At 41.7% G+C, this 21,358-nt stretch carries 20 protein-coding genes; 14 read left to right on the top strand and 6 right to left on the bottom strand.

From position 1 onward, the window contains the following. Positions 1–264: 264 nt before the first annotated feature. The gene (locus tag MHB45_RS21990; RefSeq protein ID WP_048685277.1) at positions 265–1,155 is read right to left on the bottom strand and encodes a TetR/AcrR family transcriptional regulator; all 891 of its coding nucleotides are present in this window, start codon (positions 1,153–1,155) and stop codon (positions 265–267) included. A gap of 618 nt (positions 1,156–1,773) precedes the next feature. On the opposite strand from MHB45_RS21990, the gene katA reads away from it, so the two are divergent. The 3 genes from katA (at position 1,774) to MHB45_RS21975 (ending at position 5,577) form a co-directional block, all read left to right on the top strand. Further along, positions 1,774–3,228: a catalase KatA gene (katA, locus tag MHB45_RS21985; RefSeq protein WP_048685282.1), complete on the top strand. Its 1,455-nt coding sequence runs from the start codon at positions 1,774–1,776 to the stop codon at positions 3,226–3,228. Positions 3,229–3,690: 462 nt separating this feature from the next. Further along, a complete protein-coding gene (locus MHB45_RS21980; RefSeq protein WP_072272309.1) occupies positions 3,691–4,323 on the top strand; it encodes a glycosyltransferase in 633 nt (210 codons plus the stop codon). Between the two features lie 60 nt (positions 4,324–4,383). Next, on the top strand, positions 4,384–5,577 hold the full coding sequence (locus MHB45_RS21975) for a M14 family metallopeptidase (protein ID WP_072272310.1): 1,194 nt from the start codon (positions 4,384–4,386) through the stop codon (positions 5,575–5,577). A gap of 440 nt (positions 5,578–6,017) precedes the next feature. Here MHB45_RS21975 and MHB45_RS21970 read toward each other — a convergent pair whose 3' ends face one another. After that, positions 6,018–6,344 (bottom strand): hypothetical protein, encoded by a 327-nt coding sequence (locus tag MHB45_RS21970; RefSeq protein WP_226990476.1) that lies wholly within the window; start codon positions 6,342–6,344, stop codon positions 6,018–6,020. 276 nt (positions 6,345–6,620) lie between these two features. On the opposite strand from MHB45_RS21970, the gene purT reads away from it, so the two are divergent. From purT to rpsN, 10 genes are all read left to right on the top strand, one after another. Continuing rightward, positions 6,621–7,781, top strand: a complete 1,161-nt coding sequence (purT, locus tag MHB45_RS21965) for a phosphoribosylglycinamide formyltransferase 2 (protein WP_048685295.1) — start codon at positions 6,621–6,623, stop codon at positions 7,779–7,781. Between the two features lie 677 nt (positions 7,782–8,458). Beyond that, on the top strand, positions 8,459–9,826 hold the full coding sequence (locus MHB45_RS21960) for an alkaline phosphatase (protein WP_055348219.1): 1,368 nt from the start codon (positions 8,459–8,461) through the stop codon (positions 9,824–9,826). A gap of 20 nt (positions 9,827–9,846) precedes the next feature. Then, positions 9,847–10,494: a DUF4352 domain-containing protein gene (locus tag MHB45_RS21955; RefSeq protein WP_048685302.1), complete on the top strand. Its 648-nt coding sequence runs from the start codon at positions 9,847–9,849 to the stop codon at positions 10,492–10,494. A gap of 103 nt (positions 10,495–10,597) precedes the next feature. Then, positions 10,598–10,750 (top strand): YpzG family protein, encoded by a 153-nt coding sequence (locus MHB45_RS21950; RefSeq protein ID WP_072272311.1) that lies wholly within the window; start codon positions 10,598–10,600, stop codon positions 10,748–10,750. Positions 10,751–10,951: 201 nt separating this feature from the next. Next, positions 10,952–11,332 (top strand): nucleotide excision repair endonuclease, encoded by a 381-nt coding sequence (locus MHB45_RS21945; RefSeq protein ID WP_170946990.1) that lies wholly within the window; start codon positions 10,952–10,954, stop codon positions 11,330–11,332. Between the two features lie 154 nt (positions 11,333–11,486). Beyond that, positions 11,487–11,657 (top strand): hypothetical protein, encoded by a 171-nt coding sequence (locus MHB45_RS21940; RefSeq protein WP_153246133.1) that lies wholly within the window; start codon positions 11,487–11,489, stop codon positions 11,655–11,657. A 388-nt stretch (positions 11,658–12,045) separates the two neighbouring features. Then, positions 12,046–13,239 carry a GTP-binding protein gene (locus tag MHB45_RS21935; protein WP_055348221.1) on the top strand — a complete coding sequence of 398 codons (1,194 nt, stop codon included), beginning with the start codon at positions 12,046–12,048 and terminating at the stop codon, positions 13,237–13,239. 22 nt (positions 13,240–13,261) lie between these two features. Further along, positions 13,262–13,411: a 50S ribosomal protein L33 gene (gene rpmG / locus MHB45_RS21930; RefSeq protein WP_034310390.1), complete on the top strand. Its 150-nt coding sequence runs from the start codon at positions 13,262–13,264 to the stop codon at positions 13,409–13,411. Between the two features lie 66 nt (positions 13,412–13,477). Beyond that, positions 13,478–14,647 carry an FAD/NAD(P)-binding protein gene (locus MHB45_RS21925; RefSeq protein WP_072272312.1) on the top strand — a complete coding sequence of 390 codons (1,170 nt, stop codon included), beginning with the start codon at positions 13,478–13,480 and terminating at the stop codon, positions 14,645–14,647. Between the two features lie 40 nt (positions 14,648–14,687). Beyond that, positions 14,688–14,957, top strand: a complete 270-nt coding sequence (gene rpsN, locus MHB45_RS21920; RefSeq protein ID WP_034310392.1) for a 30S ribosomal protein S14 — start codon at positions 14,688–14,690, stop codon at positions 14,955–14,957. Positions 14,958–15,124: 167 nt separating this feature from the next. On the opposite strand, the gene MHB45_RS21915 is transcribed toward rpsN, so the two are convergent. From MHB45_RS21915 to MHB45_RS21905, 3 genes are all read right to left on the bottom strand, one after another. Beyond that, a complete protein-coding gene (locus tag MHB45_RS21915) occupies positions 15,125–16,483 on the bottom strand; it encodes an IS1182 family transposase (protein WP_072272405.1) in 1,359 nt (452 codons plus the stop codon). A 573-nt stretch (positions 16,484–17,056) separates the two neighbouring features. After that, positions 17,057–18,700, bottom strand: coding sequence for an alkaline phosphatase (locus MHB45_RS21910; RefSeq protein WP_082162839.1), 1,644 nt, complete (start codon positions 18,698–18,700; stop codon positions 17,057–17,059). A gap of 175 nt (positions 18,701–18,875) precedes the next feature. Beyond that, on the bottom strand, positions 18,876–19,280 hold the full coding sequence (locus MHB45_RS21905) for a VOC family protein (RefSeq protein WP_048683234.1): 405 nt from the start codon (positions 19,278–19,280) through the stop codon (positions 18,876–18,878). Positions 19,281–19,584: 304 nt separating this feature from the next. On the opposite strand from MHB45_RS21905, the gene MHB45_RS21900 reads away from it, so the two are divergent. Next, a complete protein-coding gene (locus MHB45_RS21900) occupies positions 19,585–19,854 on the top strand; it encodes a DUF1292 domain-containing protein (protein WP_034310405.1) in 270 nt (89 codons plus the stop codon). 140 nt (positions 19,855–19,994) lie between these two features. On the opposite strand, the gene MHB45_RS21895 is transcribed toward MHB45_RS21900, so the two are convergent. Beyond that, positions 19,995–21,353: an IS1182 family transposase gene (locus tag MHB45_RS21895; protein WP_072272405.1), complete on the bottom strand. Its 1,359-nt coding sequence runs from the start codon at positions 21,351–21,353 to the stop codon at positions 19,995–19,997. Between the last annotated feature and the right edge of the window lie 5 nt (positions 21,354–21,358).

The raw sequence follows: 21,358 nt of genomic DNA, 5'->3' as shown, positions 1-21,358 counted from the left end.
CGCGTACGGGAGACCCCACAGGCGCTTGCGCCGAGGAGGCTCCCGGACCGCCCGCGGAAAGCGAGTGCCTGTAGTGGAAATCAACGTTTCTTTTTACAAACCCTCAAAAAGGACGTTTCAGCTAGTTTTCTTCAATCCGTTGCGGATTGAAGAAAACAGTAAAAAACCATGAAGGATAACTTGGTTTTTTTTATAAAATTATGGTTGGCGATAAGGCCAGTCCGAACCCCAAATGTCTACAAAATGGGATTCATTAGGTTCTCTTTAGTTGTTGGCAATGATCTTTTCGAATTCACTTAATTCCAAAGTGTTTTTTAATTTGGGATTGGTGTTTAAGGAAAGAAGGGCACTTTCAATAAGAAAGGTTCGCGGTTCAACGTTTTGTAATAATTCCTCTTGGATAAAGTGAATCAATTTTAAGTTTTTAACCCGTTCCGCTTCATCATCTTGGCAAAGCCTCAAGATCATCTTTTTTAGGTCATTTGCAGAGTGCAGGAGTGCTGTATGAAAATCCTGCTGGTTATGGAAGCACTCAGGCAGCCATTGCTTGATGAGATCGGGTTCCAAAAGCTGTGCATTTGACTTGCTGACATCTTCGAAAATCGATTTAATCCTATCGACACAATAACGGATAATTTCAGTAGGGTTGAACTCGGGCTCTTTAGCCAAGGCATTAAAATGAATCGTTTGATGCATCATTCCCGAGTAAAGAATGGCACAGTCCAAAATATAAGGTTTTTTATCAGCACCGAAAATGTCCAGAAACCGTTTTGATAACCAATGGATATGCTGGAATTTAGCATGTGTTATGAAGTTCTTAAGTTCGCTATCATTTGAAATCATTACTTCTTCATATAAGAAAAAGATTTTGTTGTTTTTGTTTGAGTGCATTTGTAATTCTGATTGTTTGATGAATATTTCAATATCTGCAAGGTTTTGCCCAATCAGCAATTCATTCCGCTCTTTTTCGAATTTTTCTTGCGAAGTTAGGAAGACTGCCTTAAGCAATTCGCTTTTAGAAGAAAAATAGTTATAAAATGTTCCTTTTGAAATGCCGCTATAATCTAAAATATCCTGAATGGAAGTTGCTTGGTAACCCTTTTCAATAAATAATTGGTGCGCATATTTAACTACCAGTTGTTTGCGCTCATTCATATATATCACCCTTACTCTTATTGGACGGTCATTTTAACGTAATAGTATCTTATTTTCTATATGAACACAAACCGGTATGTTTACAAATTCTCTAGCAAAATAAGGGGGATGGCCATTTGTTTCAGCGGATTCAGGAAGGGTTCTGCTGAAAGATAGGGTTCACAAAAGCAATGAAAAATTCAGTTTCTATGCATCCGGCTATTCGCCATTCTGTAAATAAAGGCTGACGAAGTGAACAAAGTCACAGGAGAACACTTCGGTTTGTTATAAGATGAATAGAAGAAAAGGGTGAAGTAGCGCAAAGTATCTATGATTATTCGTTAACCATTCTCGATTGCTATCCCATTGGTAGGAGAAATGATAAAATCACTCGTCATGAAGGAAAATCGCCTATAAGGGTCGTATACCATTATTAGGAATGTAATTATGTGAATAGGCTGTTCCATCAGCGTTTGTACCTTTTGAACTATCCATATTATGGATGTGTTTGGAGTTATATCAGCAGCGAGTGAATAATGAATTGATTATTATATTAAAATTATTATAAATAAGTATTGATTTTTTTCTGAGAAGCTTTATCATTATATACATAAATAATAATGAAAAGGTGGTTCAATTATGTCGAATAAGAAAAACCTTACTACAAGCTGGGGAGCCCCAGTTGGAGACAATCAAAACTCTATCACTGCCGGCGAACGCGGCCCTGTGCTCATTCAAGATGTACACTTATTGGAAAAGCTAGCTCACTTCAACCGTGAACGTGTCCCTGAACGTGTGGTTCATGCGAAGGGTGCCGGTGCATACGGTACTTTCGAAGTAACGAACGACCTTTCTCAGTACACGAAAGCTAAGCTTTTCAATGGTGTGGGCAAGAAGACAGATCTTTTTATCCGTTTCTCCACAGTTGCAGGTGAATTGGGTTCTGCAGATACAGTCCGTGACCCGCGTGGATTTGCCGTTAAATTCTACACCGAAGAAGGAAACTACGATATCGTCGGTAATAATACACCAGTATTCTTTATTCGCGATGCGATTAAATTCCCCGACTTCATCCATACACAAAAGAGAGATCCTAAAACACATTTGAAAAACCCTACGGCTGTTTGGGATTTCTGGTCACATTCACCGGAATCTCTGCACCAAGTGACGATCCTGATGTCCGATCGGGGCATTCCTGCTACACTTCGTCATACACATGGTTTCGGTAGCCACACATTTAAATGGGTGAATGCTGAAGGAAAAGGCGTTTGGGTGAAATACCACTTCAAAACAGAACAGGGCATCAAAAACCTTGATGTGGATCTTGCTGCAAAACTAGCAGGTGAAAACCCTGATTACCATACGGAAGATCTTTTCAATGCGATTGAAAAAGGGGACTTCCCTGCCTGGAAATTATATGTTCAAATCATGCCTCTGGAAGATGCGGATACATACCGTTTCGATCCATTCGATGTGACGAAGGTATGGTCTCAAAAAGATTATCCGCTGATTGAGCTTGGCCGTATGGAATTGAACAGAAATCCTGAAAACTACTTTGCTGAAGTAGAGCAAGCCACATTCTCACCGGGAACATTCGTACCGGGAATTGAGGCTTCCCCGGACAAGATGCTTCAAGGTCGTCTATTCGCATACGGAGATGCACACCGTTACCGTGTGGGCTCGAATCATAACCAGCTTCCGGTTAACCGTCCGAAAGTGGAAGCGAACAATTATCAGCGTGACGGCTTCATGCGTGCAGATGACAATGGCAAGGGATCTGTTTATTATGAGCCGAATAGTTTTGGCGGCCCTGCCGAATCAGAGGAAAATAAAGTCACTCCTTTCGAGGTGACCGGGAAAGCTGCACAAGTTGGTCATAATAGTGATGATCACTACACTCAAGCAGGCGACTTATACCGTCTATTGAGTGCCGAAGAGAAAACGCGCCTTGTTGACACGATCGTGGGCGCAATGAAACCTGTGGAATTAGAGGAAATCAAGCTTCGTCAAATTGGTCATTTTTATAAAGCCGATCCGGAATACGGAACGCGCATAGCCGAAGGTTTAGGTTTATCTGTACCGCAAGAAGTGTAAAATATGAAACTCCCAATCTAGTAAATGCAAACAGGCATCCATTCATGAATGGATGCCTGTTTTGTGTACACAGGACGCCGTTTTTAAATGACACCCGACAAGTTCGGTAAGAATATTTAGTTATAAATGTCTTCAGGGAAAGTCTTGCAGTCAGATTAATTGGGGGCCAGTCAAGATTAACAGTAAAGGGTGGTATTAATGACCAGTAAAAAGGTTCGGGTGTTAGTGGGCAGTCCAATTTACCAAAAACCACATATTTTACAAAAGTTCTCTGCTTTCACTCAAACGGTTGGATGCGGAGGGGAAGGAACTTGCCTATTTCTTCATTGATGACAATGAAGATGAGCGATCAAGCAAGATGCTCGAAGATTTCAGTCAGGAGCAGAACAATGTCAAATTACTGGCATCCAATCAAAGCGATATTTATGTGTGTAATGGCACTACCCATTATGAAAATCTGGTATGGAAGGTCGCGGATTTCAAAAAGATGAAGCCGTGATTATTGATGACGGCAGCACGGACAATTCCGCAGAGGTTTGTTTAGAGGTTTTGAATGGGATGCCGGTGCGTATCATCAGGAATGCTATCTCCAAGTTCTCCAATGAAATTGAACTTCGTAAAATGCAATGGAAAGAGACGGTGAAGTCAAATCCCGAGTGGATATTAAATCTTGACGCCGATGAAGTGTTTAAAAATAGATTCAAAGAGGAAGTCAGGCAGCTGATAAGCGATCAAGAAGTGGATGTATATTGCTTCCGGTTATATGACTTTTGGAATGAAACCCATTACAGGGAGGATGAACACTGGTTCGCTCACCAGTATTGCCGGCCGTTCCTGGTCAGATATCGGGAGGGGTTTGAATGCAAATGGAACGATAGGCCGCAGCATTGCGGTAGATTTGCAGAAAATGTCTTTGAATTGCCTCACAAGTTATCCGACATACGATTGAAGCATCTGGGCTGGGTCAAAAAAGAAGATCGGATGGCGAAATTCAAAAGATATCGGGAATTAGACCCTGATGGTACGTATGGAAGTAATGAGCAATATCAAAGCATTCTGGATGAAAAACCCAATTTGATTTGTTTTGAGGTGTGACTTTTGCTTTGGCAATAATTGAATCGAATCTGCATACATTTGGTTAAGAGGAGGTGCAGTATGGACGTTTTTGTGCGGCAAAATGATTCCTTGTGGTATTATAGCCAATTATTCAAGGTGAATTACCAACTTATCATTGATTCCAATAGTGGGATTGATCCACTTGCACTTATGATTGGCCAACAAATCAAAATACCTGGCTTTACGACGACCGGCTATAGTATAAAGCAAGGTGATTCGTTATGGGCAATTGCCAGGTCACGCAATCTTTCATTGGATGCCTTATTTTTAGTTAATCCCAATCTCAACCCGAATGCCTTGCAATCCGGTCAGACAATTTCTGTGCCATTAAGGATTACGTGGAGGCTCATTCAAGGAAATCGGGAATATGATTATGGGACGATGATGACCGATGTTAGACGTTTGAAAACAATCTATCCATTTATAAAAACCTCCCCCATCGGGGACTCCGTGCTTGAAAGGGATATCCCCGAAGTTCTGATTGGAAATGGCAACAAACGAGTTCACTATAATGGTTCCTTTCATGCGAATGAGTGGATAACGACGCCTGTGATCATGACCTTTTTAAATGATTATTTACTCGCAATCACGAATCAGGCTGACATCCGCGGTCTAGATATGTTTCCCTTTTATCAACAGACGATGCTGTCGATCGTCCCAATGGTGAATCCGGACGGAGTGGAGTTGGTTTTGAAAGGACCGCCTGCAGATGAGTCTTTGAGAGGACGGCTCATCGAATGGAATAATGGCAGCGAAGACTTCTCTGGCTGGAAAGCCAATATCAATGGTGTGGATCTGAATGATCAATTTCCCGCCGAATGGGAACTGGAGCAAGCCCGTAATAATGTAACGGAGCCAGGTCCGGCTAATTATCCAGGGGAAGGGCCGCTTACACAGCCAGAGGCCATTGCAATGTCAGAGTTGACAAAAAAACGTGATTTTGACAAAGTCCTTGCGTTCCACACCCAAGGAGAGGTGATTTTTTGGGGGTTTGAAGGTTTGGAACCACCCGAGTCGGAAACGATAGTCAATGAGTTTGCGAGGGTCAGTGGATATGAGCCTGTCAAATCCGCCAATAGTTATGCAGGGTATAAGGATTGGTTCATTCAGGATTGGCGCAGGCCGGGATTTACCGTGGAGCTGGGCAAAGGAACGAATCCCCTTCCCATATCACAGTTCGATGAGATTTATCAGAAGTCGCTTGGGATTTTCTTGGCAGGGTTATATATGTGAAATCTGACCAAATGAAAAAGCTCAACTCCGTTTCCATGGGGTAGAGCTTTTTAGTCTTATAAACTATCAGACTTGAAACGATGAGGGCTGCTGCAAAAAATAAGTAAAGTTATGCTTTACTTATCGATTGCATGATTAACTCGCTTTTTAGCTTGAAATGAACGGACATTTTCCATGCCCCGGTGATTTTGCAGCCCCTACCAAAAGGAAATCTAATAGTATTACGGTAAAGAAGTTTACCTTCCTTAGCGCTAGTATTGGCCCCACCTACGCCAGATACTGTGACGGCCACGCATGCCATCCAACCTAATTTCATTATAATAGAAAGCGCTTACATTTTCAAAAGTAATCGTATTGCAAATTTCGACATTCGTATAAGTGTCCCTTACCAGTAGGTGGAGAATGGGCATATTACTGATAAGGGCCCTATAAGATTCAGGTTAATCTGCAATGAATTCCTGTAGCTTTTGCCTTAGGCCACCATTGCCGAATTTAATGAACTTTGTCTTTCCGGCTTCCTGTTCCGAGGTAGAAGCGAAATCCAAAAAGGCTAAAAGGTTGATCCGGCGGTGAAGAATATGGACAATGCCGTATTCATAGAACCAATGATCGATCGTGTTGTAAACCCCTCTATTCAGTCGATATTTCTGCTGGCACCAGTGGAAAAATAGTCTGTCAGGAAGATTAAGGTACTCCATGTCTTCTAAGCCCCCATTTTTCTTCTCATTCATGACAGGGGAAATGGTCCTTAGCAATTCCTTTTGCATAGTAAACTCCTCCCTCATTGATAAAAACGAAAAAACCCCCTATTCCTGTTGAATAGAGAGCCTCCAGTAGACTAGTCAGCTTATATATATTCCTTATATAAAAGCAGTATAAAGTGTATTAATCCTATTTGTCAAGTTGGTATTTGATAACGGGAAATAAATATATTCATTTCCTGTTTTCAGTGTGATTTTAAATGAAAATACGAATAAATATTTATGTTTATTCGTTTATAGTTCGTATATAATGTTTTTGAGGAATTAAGGAGGAGAGACTGAATGTATAAATCGAAAAAGATTTTATTATTGGGCTCGGGTGAATTGGGGAAAGAGGTCATACTTGAAGCTCAGCGACTTGGTGTGGAGACCGTTGCTGTAGACCGCTATGAACATGCCCCTGCCATGCAAGTCGCTCATCGCAGTTATGTGATCGATATGCTGGATGCGGAACAACTAAGGGGAGTTGTAGAGAAAGAACAACCCGATTTGATTGTACCGGAGATAGAAGCCATCGCCACATCCGAATTAGTCAAGTTGGAAGAGGAAGGCTTTCAAATCATTCCGACAGCAAGAGCCGCTAAATTGACGATGGATCGTGAAGGGATCCGGAGGCTGGCTTCTGAAACGCTGGAGATTCCGACAGCAGCCTACAAATTCGCAAACACCTATGAAGAATTTGTCCAAGCTGCCAAGGAAGTTGGGTTTCCCAATGTCGTCAAACCTCTGATGAGTTCTTCAGGTAAAGGGCAAAGTGTGTGCCACACGGAAGGTGACCTGGAGGATTGCTGGAAAATCGCGATGGAAGGCGGCCGGGTTCAAAATGGACGGGTGATCATTGAAGAATTTATCCGTTTTGATTCGGAAATCACGCTGCTTACTGTCCGGACCGTAAATGGTACCATGTTTTGTGCTCCCATCGGTCACATTCAGCAGGGCGGGGATTATATTGAATCCTGGCAGCCGCATAATATGACAGAAGCACAAATAATGGAAGCGAAAAGAATTGCCCATGCCATTACGGATGAACTTGGCGGGTACGGATTATTCGGGGTAGAGCTTTTCCTCTCAGGGGATAAAGTCTATTTCAGTGAAGTTTCCCCACGTCCGCACGATACGGGGCTAGTGACATTGGTGACTCAGAATTTGTCCGAGTTTGCCCTTCATATTCGGGCGATTCTAGGATTCCCCATCCCGGAAATCAAGCTGATCAGTCCGGGTGCCAGCCGTCCATTAAAAGCGCAAGATGAGTTATCGGAATATTCAATAGTCGGTGTTGAACAGGCCTTGGCTTTACCTAATACACAAGTGCGTCTTTTCGGAAAACCTGTTACAAAGGCAGGTAGAAGGGTTGCGGTCGCCCTGTCGTCTGCCGATTCCATCGAGGTGGCGAGAGTGAATGCGGCCCGTGCTTTGGAATGTTTAGTTGTAGAGAAAGAATAGTGAAAAAAGCGCTCTTTGAATGGAGCGCTTCAGCTTGCCGACAAGAGGGAGCGGATTTCTTAAATCAAATGGAACATGATCTTCACTCCAGGTACTCGCTTTCCGCGGGCGGTCCGGAAGCCTCCTCGGCGCCATTTGCGCCTGTGGGGTCTCCCTTGGACACGTTTTTCCCGCAGGAGTCTCGTACCTTCCATTCCAATCAACTGGAATGGTTTTTAAAGTAAAACGTAGGCTGGTCTCATCCCGAACGGTTTAAGAATAGTTTGTGCTTCATGATTTTCCTGCCGAATAACTGGCTAGCCGAAACTCCGCTAGATGCTTGCGAAAGGAGGTTTGACAGTCAGTCGGCGAAAAAAAGCGGATTTTCGAAAAAAATGTAACGTTTCTCAAAGATGACTTTGTCTGCTGTTCTACTCTAAAGCATCCTTATTCGGATGCTTTATTTTTTTTCTCCATTAATAGCACATTAAACTCCTAAAAACCACCCGATTTGAAGACGTTGAATGGCCTGTAATATACCCCAGCTACTGATGATTTCCCTGAATAACCAATTCCGCATGCTGTCTTTACTTTGTCTTAACAATTATCCTGTCGCTTTTTTACATAGCCTTGACATTGAGTTCATTTTCTTCACCTATAGTTAAATTAAATAGATAACATTACGGGAGGTCATTCATTTGAATCGCACTTGGAGGAAAAAGGTCTTACCCATCACGCTCGTTTCTGCATTGGCATTTGGAAGTTTATCATGGTCTGGTGCGGATCGTGTTTCGGCAAAGGGGAACCCAAATAAAGAACCGGAAATCAAGAACGTTATTTTCCTGATCGGTGACGGCATGGGTGTTTCCTATACCTCCGCTTACCGGTATTTAAAAGATAATCCTGGTACGAAGGTGGCAGAGCGGACAGAGTTTGATAAATACTTGGTTGGCCAGCAGATGACTTACCCAGAAGACTCTGCACAAAATATAACGGATTCAGCTTCAGCCGCTACGGCAATGTCTGCAGGAGTGAAGACTTATAACGCTGCCATTGCAGTGGATAATGATAAATCCGAAGTCAAAACCGTATTGGAAGCAGCAAAGGAAAAAGGAAAAGCGACGGGATTGGTTGCCACTTCGGAAATCACACATGCTACGCCTGCATCTTTTGGCGCCCATGATGAAAATCGGAAAAACATGAATTCAATCGCAGACGATTATTATAACGAATTAATCAAAGGCAAACATAAAATTGACGTCCTATTGGGCGGTGGGAAGTCCAATTTTGTCCGGCCTGATGTCAATTTGGCGAAAGCCTTCGAAAAAGATGGTTACAGTTATGTGACGGATAAAAATCAAATGTTTAAGGACAAAAATGAACAGGTCCTTGGTTTATTCGCTTCTGAAGGACTTCCGAAAATGATTGACCGCCCAAGTGAAACGCCTTCTTTGGCAGACATGACAAGTTCGGCGATCCAGCGCTTGAATAAAGATAAAGATGGATTCTTCCTTATGGTCGAGGGAAGCCAGGTCGATTGGGCAGGACATGATAATGATATCGTAGGTGCAATGAGTGAAATGGAAGACTTTGAAAAAGCATACAAAGCGGCCATGGAATTTGCGAAGAAAGACAAACATACCTTAGTGGTGGCTACGGCGGATCACTCTACAGGAGGATTCTCGATCGGAGCAAAAGGAATATATAACTGGTACGGTGAGCCAATCAAGGCAGCCAAACGCACTCCTGACTTCATGGCGGATGCCATCGTCAAAGGCGCTGATGTTGAAAAGACGTTAAAGCAGTATATTAACCAAAATGTAGTGAAGCTAACTGACGGTGAAATCAAAACGGTAACTGAAGCTGCCAAATCAAAAAATGTGACGAATGTCGATAATGCCATCGAATCCATATTCGATGACCGTACCAATACTGCCTGGACTACTGGGGGACATACGGGTGAAGATGTTCCGGTCTACGCATACGGGCCATATAAAGAACGTTTTGCCGGGCAAGTCGATAACACGGATCAAGCCAAAATCATTTTTGAGCTATTAAAGAAATAATGACTTCAGGGAGGGATTCAATGAACAGACTGATGATCGGTGCCCTGTTATTAACGGCATTTGGTGCTCTTAATACCCAACCAGCTTACGAAGAAGAAACAACAGCTAAAGAAAAAACAGAGGAAATTGCACGACCACTGGAAAAAAAGGATGTCTATGTTCCGAATCCGCAGCTTCCTGATGATATAAACTTGAACCAAATCGGTCAGAATGTTTCCGATGCCAAAGGCGAATTAACTTTGAAGGCCTATAAAAAAGTGAATGAAACGTTGAATGTTGGCCCGATCGAGGTTAAAGTCAAGGAAATGAAAGTGATGCATGCCACTCCGGATTACAGCATGATCGATTTCTTCCACGGCTATACGCATGATGAAGATTTCGATATCGTAAAAGTGAACGTGGAAATCAAAAACAATTCGGATAAAAAAATTAAGTTTTCGCCAGTTGCTTTCCTTGAAACGGACAGAGGAGAACATCTGACATGGGAAGATGAGATCTATTTGGAAGAACTTACTGGTGAAATAGAAGGAAACGGTTCAAAAAGCGGAAACATTGGTTTCATTCTAAATGATGGAAACATAAAAGGCATATCCGTCATGTCAAGTGATGCGGTGGATGACGAAGGGAAAGTCCTTGCAAAAGGCAAGTCAGCTGAATTCGCTTTTTAAAGAATATGTATAAATGGCTTGGAAAAATAAAATACTAGAACAAGTGATGGGGATTACTATCACTGAACGGAATATCCAAATCCTAATGATGAGGTGACACAGAATGAGCTATAAAGATCAATTAGATCCACATTCTCAAAAGTTTCACCATAATTGGACAAGACCTAAGCGTTCAAAATCTCAAGTTAATGGCCACACGCAAGAATCACAAACAAACATTATACTAAGAAGCAATGCAAAGGCTCACAGGTGGTAACGGATATTTCCGATAAAGAAGGAGGCTCCCAGCGAGTCTTCTTCTTTATATTTAGAATCATCTTAAACCAATCAAGGCATACATGGCTTTTCATTCATAATTATGATACCATTTACCTTTAAGATTGAAGTGATTGGCTTGGCGTGAAACCGTATTTTGATTCCGATTGAAAGTTTCACTTTATACAAATAGAGGACGTGAATAGTAATGATTAAAATTGAAATCCCTGCAGCGGATATAAGCATCAAACAAAGAAAGCAAGTTATAGAAGGAGACGAAGCTGTCATTCCTGAAATTTACGGGTTTATCGATTTTCATTTGATTCCCCGTGATAAAGGCGGCATCATCTTGTTTTACAATGAGAATGATGAACTGATTTTTGTCGGTAAAGCCCGTAAATTAAGACCAAGGGTCAAGAAGCACTTTGAGGATAATGTTTCTCCGATTAAAGAGCATCGTAATGAAGTCAAGAAAATTGACATTCTTTTAGTCGAAGACGCTATGGAACGTGAAATCTATGAAACGTATATGATCAATAAGCTTCATGCTAAATACAACGTCGATAAAGTGTTCTATAAATAAGAAACACCTATGAAAAGCTGACTGCATATGCACTCAGCTTTTTTGTGTTTATATATGTACAGAAATAATTTCGTACATTTACAGCAGCTACATGTTAGGTTAACAATGTTGGTTTATATTTAGAGTATTCCAATACATTCTCAGGAGGAAGCTATTGAAGAAAATACTTTGTAAAAAGGTGTTAGTTATCTCGATCGGGACAGTGATTGCCTTTGGGAATTTAACGTGGTCCGTATCACAAGCTTCTAAACTGGCGAAACAGAGAGAGATTGAAACTTTTGAACAAAAGACAGTAACATCTTCAGGGTGGGAAATGGCGGAATAAGCACAATGGCCAATAATTTTTTTCTCGATTTGCAACAAAGAAAAAGAAAAATGTATTGGATAATGAAACTTTGTTAATGATCAGCTGCTTGTAAATATAGAAGTACATTAAAATGATAAAGCTGCAATGGAGGTTCCATACACATGATGTAATGTGTGATTGGGCTTCCATTTAATTTTTTTGGTTTAATGTCAGCCCCTTTCATTTATCCGTGTGTCGGAGCAAGCGTGGAGAAGTATTCGGAGGAAATTTTGAAAAAAACTTGCAAATAGTAATGATTACGTTTTATTATTAGAGAGTGTTTTACATGGGTGATGGCTTCGGTTTTTAAATCGTAATGATTTTGATTTACTTGCAGTAAAGAAATCAGGTAAAGGAGTGGTAAGGGATGGAGATGAAGAAAATTCCGGTTACGGTACTGAGTGGATACCTTGGTGCGGGAAAGACGACGCTTTTGAATCATATTCTTGAAAATCGGGATGATCTGAAGGTTGCCGTCATCGTTAATGATATGAGTGAAATCAATATTGATGCTTCGCTGGTCAAACAGGGAGGGTTTACCCGGACGGATGAAAAACTGGTGGAAATGCAGAATGGCTGCATTTGCTGTACGCTTCGTGAGGATTTGATGATTGAAGTGGAGAAATTGGCGAAACAAGGGGACATCGATTATATCGTGATTGAATCGACTGGGATAAGCGAACCGGTACCTGTAGCCCAAACCTTCTCCTATGTTGATGAAAGCATGGGAATTGATTTATCGGAATCTTGCCGGCTTGATACGATGGTCACCGTTGTTGATGGGTATAATTTTTGGCAAGACTTCACTTCCGGAGAAACGCTTATTGACAGGATGCAGGCATCTGATGCTGCGGATGGCAGGGAAGTGGTCGATCTACTAATAGATCAGATAGAGTTCGCCAATGTCATCCTGTTAAATAAAATCGATCTGATGGATGCTGATGCCGTTGCGGAATTGAAGGCGGTTCTTCATAAAGTGAATGCCGATGCGAGAATTATCGAAACAAACCATTCCAAGGTGCCGCTAAAGGATGTATTGAATACACATTTATTTGATTTTGAAGAGGCAAGCCAAGGAGCGGGCTGGATAAAGGAATTGAATGAAGAGCATATCCCGGAGACCTTGGAGTATGGGATTTCTTCCTTCGTTTACAGGAGGGGGGTACCCTTTCATCCCGAACGGCTGATGGAGTGGTTGGAAAACTGGCCCGTACAAGTGGTGAGGGCGAAGGGATTCCTTTGGCTGGCATCGAGAAATGATACGGCAGGCTTGCTTTCACAGGCAGGACCGTCATTGACTTTACAAGCAGCCGGTAAATGGATTGCAGCTTACCCTGAAGAAGAACAGCGCCAAATTTTAAAGGAAGCACCTGAATTATTGGAACGGTGGAATGCGGTATACGGTGACAGGATGACGGAGCTTGTGATGATTGGCATTCAAATGGATCAACAGGAAATCGAAACTGAATTAGATCAATGCTTATTGACGGAAATGGAGATGCAGCAGGATTGGTCTCTTTATGAAGATCGATTGCCTGCATTTACGGAAATCGTTCATTAAAAAACTTTAGGAGGAAATAAAAATGAGAGTAAACATTACGTTAGCATGCACAGAGTCAGGGGACCGAAATTATATTACAACGAAAAACAAGCGGAATAACCCGGACAGGATCGAATTGAAAAAGTACTGCCCGCGATTGAAGAAACACACGCTTCACCGTGAAACGAAGTAGTTTTAAGGTTTAAATCGTAATGATTATGTTTTATCGAAGAGAATGGATGTAAAAGGAGGGAAGTTCATGTTGGAATGGATCATTGTTGGCGGAGGCATTCAAGGTATGACGATGGCTGCATTTTTACTTAAGTCAGGAAAAACGACGGTGGACCAGCCGGCGATTGTCGATAGAAATGAAGAACCATTGGCAAGATGGAAGCAGTGTACGGAAGTCATTTCAATGCCATATTTACGTTCTCCATCCGTACACCATCTGGATGTGAATCCCTTCAGCCTGCAGAAATATGTGGAGAAGGCAGACTGGAAAAATAACTTTTACGGCCAATATAAGCGGCCATCCCTACAATCTTTCAATGAACATTGTGTTCACTTGGCTGATGATTTAACCATTAAGCAGGCATGGGTGCAAGGGGAAGTCATCTCTGCATGCAAAACGGGACAGGGCTGGGAAATCCAATTGCAAAACAAGCGACGGCTTGAGGGGCAAAAACTTGTGATTTCAATTGGTATTGGCGAACAGCCTTATTGGCCTGAATGGGCACGGCAATTCAAACAAGAGCATGGGGGTCCCGTTTACCACATATTCGATGAAAATATTCCGGAGCTGACACAATTACAAGGACCCATCACGATCATTGGGGGCGGCATATCTTCTGTCCATCTCGCTTTAAAGCTGAGTAATATCTATCCACATGATGTGACGGTCCTGAAGCGGCATCCTTTTAGAATTCATGATTTCGACAGTGATCCCGGTTGGTTGGGGCCGAAAAAACAGCGACCTTTCCGTGCTATATCCAGCTTTCAAAAAAGACGCGAGACCATTATCCAGGCCCGTAATAAGGGATCCATCCCACCTGACTTACATAAAGCGCTGATGAATCAGGTTAAACAGGGATTATTGCGTGTCATGGATGTTGAGGTGAAAAGCGCTGTGTGGAAGGATGGGCATATCAGCCTCAGGGATAAAAACGAAAAGGTCATTCAACAAACAGGGACGATTCTTTTAGCGACCGGCTTTAAGTCAACATTGCCAGGGAAGGATTGGCTGACGCCAGTCATCCGGTCGCATGATTTACGCTGCGCGGAATGTGGTTATCCAATTGTATCGCAGTCGTTGCAGTGGGGACCTGGCTTATATGTCACGGGTGCACTGGCTGAACTTGAAATGGGACCGATATCCAGGAATATATCGGGAGCAAGACAGGCAGCGGAACGAATTGTGAATAGTTTATAGATTTTTCATACATTCAAGATCTTAAAAAAGGAGAATATAAATGGCGAAAAAATCCAAGGTGATAAAAGCGCAAAAACAGTTGGCAATGGTCGAAAAGTATGCAGAACTTAGAAAGGAATTGAAGGAGAAAGGGGATTATGCCGCATTGGCCAAACTCCCTCGTGATTCCTCGCCGACAAGGGTTCACAATCGTTGTGGAGTAACGGGGAGGCCCCGTGGATATATGCGCAAATTCAACATGTCGCGTATCGTTTTTAGGGAACTTGCTCATAAAGGGCAACTGCCGGGTGTCAAAAAGTCAAGCTGGTGAAGCGGGGAGTTCTAGATCATTCATAAGAAAAGGAGCCCTTGTTAAAGAAGGGCTCCTCAGTTTGTAGACAAAAGGGGTTCGGAATTAAAAAATTCTGAACCCCTTTTGAAATTCCCTTTGAATTTTCGCCTAAAGTTTAGAGATTGGGGCTCTACGAGCCCACTATGTTAGGCCATTTTTGGACCTTGCCATGTCCAATTGGCCATCTTCTTTAAATTAATGGCAGCGAAAGTAAGCATCGCCTGCATCGACAATTTTTTAAGTCCCCTTAAAGTAGTCCAACGCATACCATGCTTTTCTTTTGCATCTGCGAATACACGCTCAATCGTTTCTTTACGTTTTGCATATATAGGTTTTACATCTTGATGATGACGCAGATGATCTGCTTCTTCCACATGTGTTTGCCAGATATGCCGTGTCACCACTTTTTGACAGTCTTTGCTTTCTGTACACCGAGATAAAAATGAGCATGTTGTACAAATTTGTTTTGGCGATTTGTACTCGCGATAGCCCTCTTTATTTGTTGTTGAGTACTTTAAAGTTTCGCCCGAAGGGCAAAGGTAACAATCAAAATGTTCATCGTATACATAGTCCTGTTTGCGGAAAAATCCTTCTTTGGTGCGAGGACGTGTATAAGGTAAAGCCGGTATGATTTCTTTGTTAAATAGGTAGCTTGTAATCGCTGGTGTTTTATAAGCTGCATCTGCGGCAACGGCTTCCGGTTTTCCAACTTTCTCAATCACTTGTTCAACTAGTGGCTCTAAGATCTGACTGTCATGTGTATTTCCAGGTGTTACAATCGTTCCCAATACAAAACCGTTGCGGTCTGCGGCCGCGTGGAATGAATAGGCAAACTGTTTTGTTCGTTCATCTTTCACATAGTAGCCACTCTCAGAATCCGTTGTACTTTCTTTAATCTCTTTGGTCTCTTCTTTATCAAATTTATCTGGTGGAAAAGGCTTTTTTCCATGGTTTTCACGATCTTGATTGATTTCTTCTTGAAGACGTCCTTGATACGCTCGTGTTTCTTTACGAACGATTTTCTTTTCAAATTTCCGTTTATTCGCACTGGCTTTCACATGTGTGGAATCCACGAAAACGTGTTCAGCACTTATTAACTTTTTATTAGCAGCTGTCATTAAAATGCGATAGAAAATCTGTTCAAACAGATCTGTATCTTTGAAGCGTCGCTCATAATTTTTCCCGAACGTAGAGAAATGAGGTACTTTATCATGGAAACCATAGCCTAAGAACCAACGGTAAGCCATATTGGTTTCAACTTCTTCAATCGTTTTACGCATGGAACGAATACCGAAGGTATATTGAATGAAAGTCAGTTTAACTAAAATAACTGGATCAATACTTGGGCGTCCTACCTCTGAATACATATCTTTCACCAAGTCATAAATGAAAGTGAAGTCAATGGCAGCCTCCATTTTACGAACCAAATGGTTCGGTGGCACCAATTGATCTAAAGTAATCATTTCAAGTTGATCTCGCTGAATAGAATCATGTTTAGAAAGCATCCTCATCACCTCAAGTTTTAATACTTCTATTTTAAAACAAACATGACTCCAGGCAAAAGTGTTCTATCTAAAAGGTAAGACAAAGTTGATTGGAACGGAAGGTACGAGACTCCTGCGGGAAAAGCGCGTCTAGGGGAGACCCCGCAGGCGAAAGCCGAGGAGGCTCCCCGACCGCCCGCGGAAAGCGAGTGCCTGGAGTGGAAATCAACGTCCAAATTGTACAAGCCATAAAAATAGACAAACTCGATTTTCATCGAGTTTGTCTACAGTCTGAGGAGCCCTTGTTAAAGAAGGTCTCCTCAGTTTGGCGACAAAAGGGGATGGAGTCCGAATAAAGGGCAGTGTAGTGCTTGTTTATACGGACGAAACCTCATTAGATTGAAGAAAATTGCGACACTCCTGCCGAAAAACTGGCTAGCCGAGAACCCACAGCCGCTTGCGGTGAGGAGGCTTGGCAGACAGTCGGCGGAAAGGGAGCGGATTTCTGAAATCAACTGGGACAATAATTAATTTGTTTACAGTCTGAGGAGCCCTTGTTAAAAACAAGGGCTCCTTCCCATTCAATAGTGTTGCTTACTTGACTGCCTTTAATGCTTGTTCGGATATATAAAAGTCTTTTCCGTTGTAAACGGTAATCGCATTAATTTCTTTTTGTTTAGTGGATTTAGGAGTCTTGCTGATAACGATATTCTTATTTGCAGGCAACTCCACTTTTTGCTGCCCCTTTTTCGCTACGAAAACCGGGTTATTCGGGTCTGTAACATCAATGCGGGTTGAATATCCTTTTTTCTCAAAGGAATCTTTAGCATTCATGTATAGTTTGTTCGATAATTTTTGTAAATCAAAGCCCATGAATTCGGCCATTTTTTTAGCGAGGTCTGTATTCTCCACTAATCCAGTCGGTTTTGAAGGGCCATAAGAATACAGGAATACGTCTTCACCTGTATGACCGCCAGTTGTAAAGCCAATGTTGGCACGGTTAGCAAGCAGCTTTGTCATTTCAGCACCTACGTTTTTAGTAGAGGTAAGTTTTGCTGTTTCTTCAGAAGTCAGATTATCCAGTCCATACAGTGCTGCAACTTCTTTCAGATTGGAATGATCTGGTTTTAGTTTACTTAAGGCCCCTTCAACAGTCATCTTCGCTTTCTTTAATGGATCGATATAAGCTGATACGGGTGTTTCCGGGTAGGAGGAGTTCGTGTTTACGTTACCCATTGTAATTCCGCTGTTCCCGTGGTCCGTTACAGCAATGACCATCGTGTTTCCGTCATTTTTTGCAAACGTAAGGGCTTCGTTCACGGCATCATCAAAAGCTAAAGTATCACTAATCATTCCGATCGTGTCGTTTCCGTGAGCAGCCCAGTCAATCTTGCTTCCTTCAACAAATAAGAAGAAGCCATCTTTATCTTTTTTCAAGGTTTTAAGGGCTTTATTGGTCATTTCAGCTAAAGTGGGTTCACTTGGCTTTGTTGTTTTACGATCTAAATCATATGCCAGGGCGCTTGGTGCAAAGCTTCCCCAAATTTTATTCGATTTGGAGTTTAACAGCTCGTCACGGGTTTCAACAAAATCATATTTGTCATCATCGAGCACTTCCAAAAGGTTTTCTCCATCAATTCTTGCATTTTTTGTTTTACCTGGTAAAAGGGATTCCTTGCCCCCTCCCAAAACGACGTCAATTCCCTGATAAACCTGCTGTTCCGCAATATCACCATAATTGCTTCGATGTGTCACGTGAGCGGAGAAGCCTGCGGGTGTAGCATGCTGGATTTCAGATGTAGAAATGATGCCAGTAGCCTTTCCAGCTTGTTTTGCACCCTCCAAAACGTTAGCGACTGGTTTATGGGCATTTTTCGGATTAACCGGATCGAGCCCTGGAGAATTAACGATGGTTGGCAGGACACCGACAAATTTATCATTTGATTTATTTCCTGTCGCAAGCGCTGTTGCTGCAGGAGCTGAGTCGGTAATGGCCGATTCAGCCGAATATGTACGCATGCCGCCAGACAGCATTTCGTCCATGGCTAGATTATCGCCTTTATACCACCTTGAAAGGGTTGTGGCTCCTGTGCTTGTTCCATCCATCACCATCATGATGACGTTGGTTGGTTCTTTTTTCTTGTCTTTAGCCTGGACATCTTCCTTCATTGTTGAAATACCAAGTGATGATATGGCCACCGCACCAGCTAAAGTAATTCCTGCTACCTTTTTGCTCATTTTCCCCAAAATGCATACCTCCAAAAATATGATTACTTTTAGGATAAATACAGTATATTAAGAAATTACTTCAAGTAAGTTAAGAAAGGTTTTTTATCTGTAAATTTTGTTTGAAGAATAGAGAGAACGAAAAAAAAGCAGAAGTCTATAAGACTCTGCCTTTTTAGGATGGTTTTTACCTTTGGAAAAATTCAATCCACTCTTTTTCCGGTCCATATACGTAGAAATAGCGATAACCATTCGGAAGGGTGACGATCTCTTCATCAATCAGTTCGGTGTTATCCAAGCTTTTGATCCGGTCATATTCTTCTTCGATATCATCCACGGTAATGGCAAAATGGTGGATCGTTGCTTCGGAGGGAAGTGTGTCGCTATATCCCTGAATCAATTCTATTTCTGTTTCGTCCGACTCTTCGTAACCGAGGAATGCCAGTTCGATCACTCCATTAGTATGAGTCATGCGTGCCTTTAATTTTAAATCCAGCACATCTTGATAAAAGGCGATGGATTTTTCAAGATCTTTTACAACAACGCCAATGTGATCGACCCTTTTTACAGCCAAGAAATCTTCCTCCTTCATTAAATCCGTATGCAACTTGCTAATAGTAGTATATATAAGATTATTCGGAATTAAATTACTTTTTTATAGCCGTTTTTAGATAATTTTTAAAATGATGTTAATAAAGGGAAAGTATTGGTGAATAATGAAAAATGACAAATGGCTTATGGGATAATACTTTTCTTCCATAGTATCTCTTGATAGATTATTTTCTTGGAAAGAAATGTATTCATCATTTTCCAGGGCAAAAATTTGTTTCTAAATGGAATAGTCGATATACTATGGAAACAACTCCATTATTAATGGATAGGAGAGGAGAGGTAGTATGGGAAAAATTCGTGAAGGTGAAGTTTTCACTCTTACTGATGACAGTGATGAAGGCCATGAAGTTGAGGTTTTAGGTTCATTGGATGTAGAAGGAACGGAATATGTTGCAGTAGGCTTGCTTGAAGATATTGAAGAGGATACGGATGAAGATATCGATATTTTCTTTTTCAGGGTCGAAGGCGAAGGTGAACTGCTCGATATCGAATCGGATGAAGAATTCGAAAAGGTATCATTGGCGTTTGAAGCGGCATTTGAAGCGAAAGAATGACAAGATAAAAGACGGCACAATGTGCCGTCTCAGTTTGTAGACAAAAGGGGTTCGGAATTAAAAAATTCTGAATCCCTTTTGAAATTCCCTTTGAATTTTCGCCTGAAGTTTAGAGATTGGGGCTCTACGAGCCCACTATGTTAGGCCATTTTTGGACCTTGCCATGTCCAATTGGCCATCTTCTTTAAATTAATGGCAGCGAAAGTAAGCATCGCCTGCATCGACAATTTTTTAAGTCCCCTTAAAGTAGTCCAACGCATACCATGCTTTTCTTTTGCATCTGCGAATACACGCTCAATCGTTTCTTTACGTTTTGCATATATAGGTTTTACATCTTGATGATGACGCAGATGATCTGCTTCTTCCACATGTGTTTGCCAGATATGCCGTGTCACCACTTTTTGACAGTCTTTGCTTTCTGTACACCGAGATAAAAATGAGCATGTTGTACAAATTTGTTTTGGCGATTTGTACTCGCGATAGCCCTCTTTATTTGTTGTTGAGTACTTTAAAGTTTCGCCCGAAGGGCAAAGGTAACAATCAAAATGTTCATCGTATACATAGTCCTGTTTGCGGAAAAATCCTTCTTTGGTGCGAGGACGTGTATAAGGTAAAGCCGGTATGATTTCTTTGTTAAATAGGTAGCTTGTAATCGCTGGTGTTTTATAAGCTGCATCTGCGGCAACGGCTTCCGGTTTTCCAACTTTCTCAATCACTTGTTCAACTAGTGGCTCTAAGATCTGACTGTCATGTGTATTTCCAGGTGTTACAATCGTTCCCAATACAAAACCGTTGCGGTCTGCGGCCGCGTGGAATGAATAGGCAAACTGTTTTGTTCGTTCATCTTTCACATAGTAGCCACTCTCAGAATCCGTTGTACTTTCTTTAATCTCTTTGGTCTCTTCTTTATCAAATTTATCTGGTGGAAAAGGCTTTTTTCCATGGTTTTCACGATCTTGATTGATTTCTTCTTGAAGACGTCCTTGATACGCTCGTGTTTCTTTACGAACGATTTTCTTTTCAAATTTCCGTTTATTCGCACTGGCTTTCACATGTGTGGAATCCACGAAAACGTGTTCAGCACTTATTAACTTTTTATTAGCAGCTGTCATTAAAATGCGATAGAAAATCTGTTCAAACAGATCTGTATCTTTGAAGCGTCGCTCATAATTTTTCCCGAACGTAGAGAAATGAGGTACTTTATCATGGAAACCATAGCCTAAGAACCAACGGTAAGCCATATTGGTTTCAACTTCTTCAATCGTTTTACGCATGGAACGAATACCGAAGGTATATTGAATGAAAGTCAGTTTAACTAAAATAACTGGATCAATACTTGGGCGTCCTACCTCTGAATACATATCTTTCACCAAGTCATAAATGAAAGTGAAGTCAATGGCAGCCTCCATTTTACGAACCAAATGGTTCGGTGGCACCAATTGATCTAAAGTAATCATTTCAAGTTGATCTCGCTGAATAGAATCATGTTTAGAAAGCATCCTCA

The organism is Peribacillus sp. FSL K6-5616, from assembly GCF_038008245.1.
GTDB classification, from domain to species: Bacteria; Bacillota; Bacilli; order Bacillales; family DSM-1321; genus Peribacillus; species Peribacillus frigoritolerans.
Note: the sequence above shows the minus strand (reverse complement) of the source record. Positions and strands in the feature narration are given on the sequence as shown.

What these genes read in the sequence shown, in the direction of transcription:
- katA (WP_048685282.1), top strand. Translation starts at nt 1,774, where the DNA reads ATGTCGAATAAGAAAAACCTTACTACAAGCTGGGGAGCCCCAGTTGGA.
- MHB45_RS21970 (WP_226990476.1), bottom strand. Translation starts at nt 6,344, where the DNA reads ATGCAAAAGGAATTGCTAAGGACCATTTCCCCTGTCATGAATGAGAAG.
- MHB45_RS21975 (WP_072272310.1), top strand. Translation starts at nt 4,384, where the DNA reads ATGGACGTTTTTGTGCGGCAAAATGATTCCTTGTGGTATTATAGCCAA.
- MHB45_RS21905 (WP_048683234.1), bottom strand. Translation starts at nt 19,280, where the DNA reads ATGAAGGAGGAAGATTTCTTGGCTGTAAAAAGGGTCGATCACATTGGC.
- rpsN (WP_034310392.1), top strand. Translation starts at nt 14,688, where the DNA reads ATGGCGAAAAAATCCAAGGTGATAAAAGCGCAAAAACAGTTGGCAATG.
- MHB45_RS21925 (WP_072272312.1), top strand. Translation starts at nt 13,478, where the DNA reads ATGTTGGAATGGATCATTGTTGGCGGAGGCATTCAAGGTATGACGATG.
- MHB45_RS21980 (WP_072272309.1), top strand. Translation starts at nt 3,691, where the DNA reads ATGGAAGGTCGCGGATTTCAAAAAGATGAAGCCGTGATTATTGATGAC.
- MHB45_RS21910 (WP_082162839.1), bottom strand. Translation starts at nt 18,700, where the DNA reads ATGAGCAAAAAGGTAGCAGGAATTACTTTAGCTGGTGCGGTGGCCATA.
- MHB45_RS21915 (WP_072272405.1), bottom strand. Translation starts at nt 16,483, where the DNA reads ATGCTTTCTAAACATGATTCTATTCAGCGAGATCAACTTGAAATGATT.
- MHB45_RS21895 (WP_072272405.1), bottom strand. Translation starts at nt 21,353, where the DNA reads ATGCTTTCTAAACATGATTCTATTCAGCGAGATCAACTTGAAATGATT.
- MHB45_RS21955 (WP_048685302.1), top strand. Translation starts at nt 9,847, where the DNA reads ATGAACAGACTGATGATCGGTGCCCTGTTATTAACGGCATTTGGTGCT.
- MHB45_RS21950 (WP_072272311.1), top strand. Translation starts at nt 10,598, where the DNA reads ATGAGCTATAAAGATCAATTAGATCCACATTCTCAAAAGTTTCACCAT.
- rpmG (WP_034310390.1), top strand. Translation starts at nt 13,262, where the DNA reads ATGAGAGTAAACATTACGTTAGCATGCACAGAGTCAGGGGACCGAAAT.
- MHB45_RS21990 (WP_048685277.1), bottom strand. Translation starts at nt 1,155, where the DNA reads ATGAATGAGCGCAAACAACTGGTAGTTAAATATGCGCACCAATTATTT.
- purT (WP_048685295.1), top strand. Translation starts at nt 6,621, where the DNA reads ATGTATAAATCGAAAAAGATTTTATTATTGGGCTCGGGTGAATTGGGG.
- MHB45_RS21935 (WP_055348221.1), top strand. Translation starts at nt 12,046, where the DNA reads ATGGAGATGAAGAAAATTCCGGTTACGGTACTGAGTGGATACCTTGGT.
- MHB45_RS21900 (WP_034310405.1), top strand. Translation starts at nt 19,585, where the DNA reads ATGGGAAAAATTCGTGAAGGTGAAGTTTTCACTCTTACTGATGACAGT.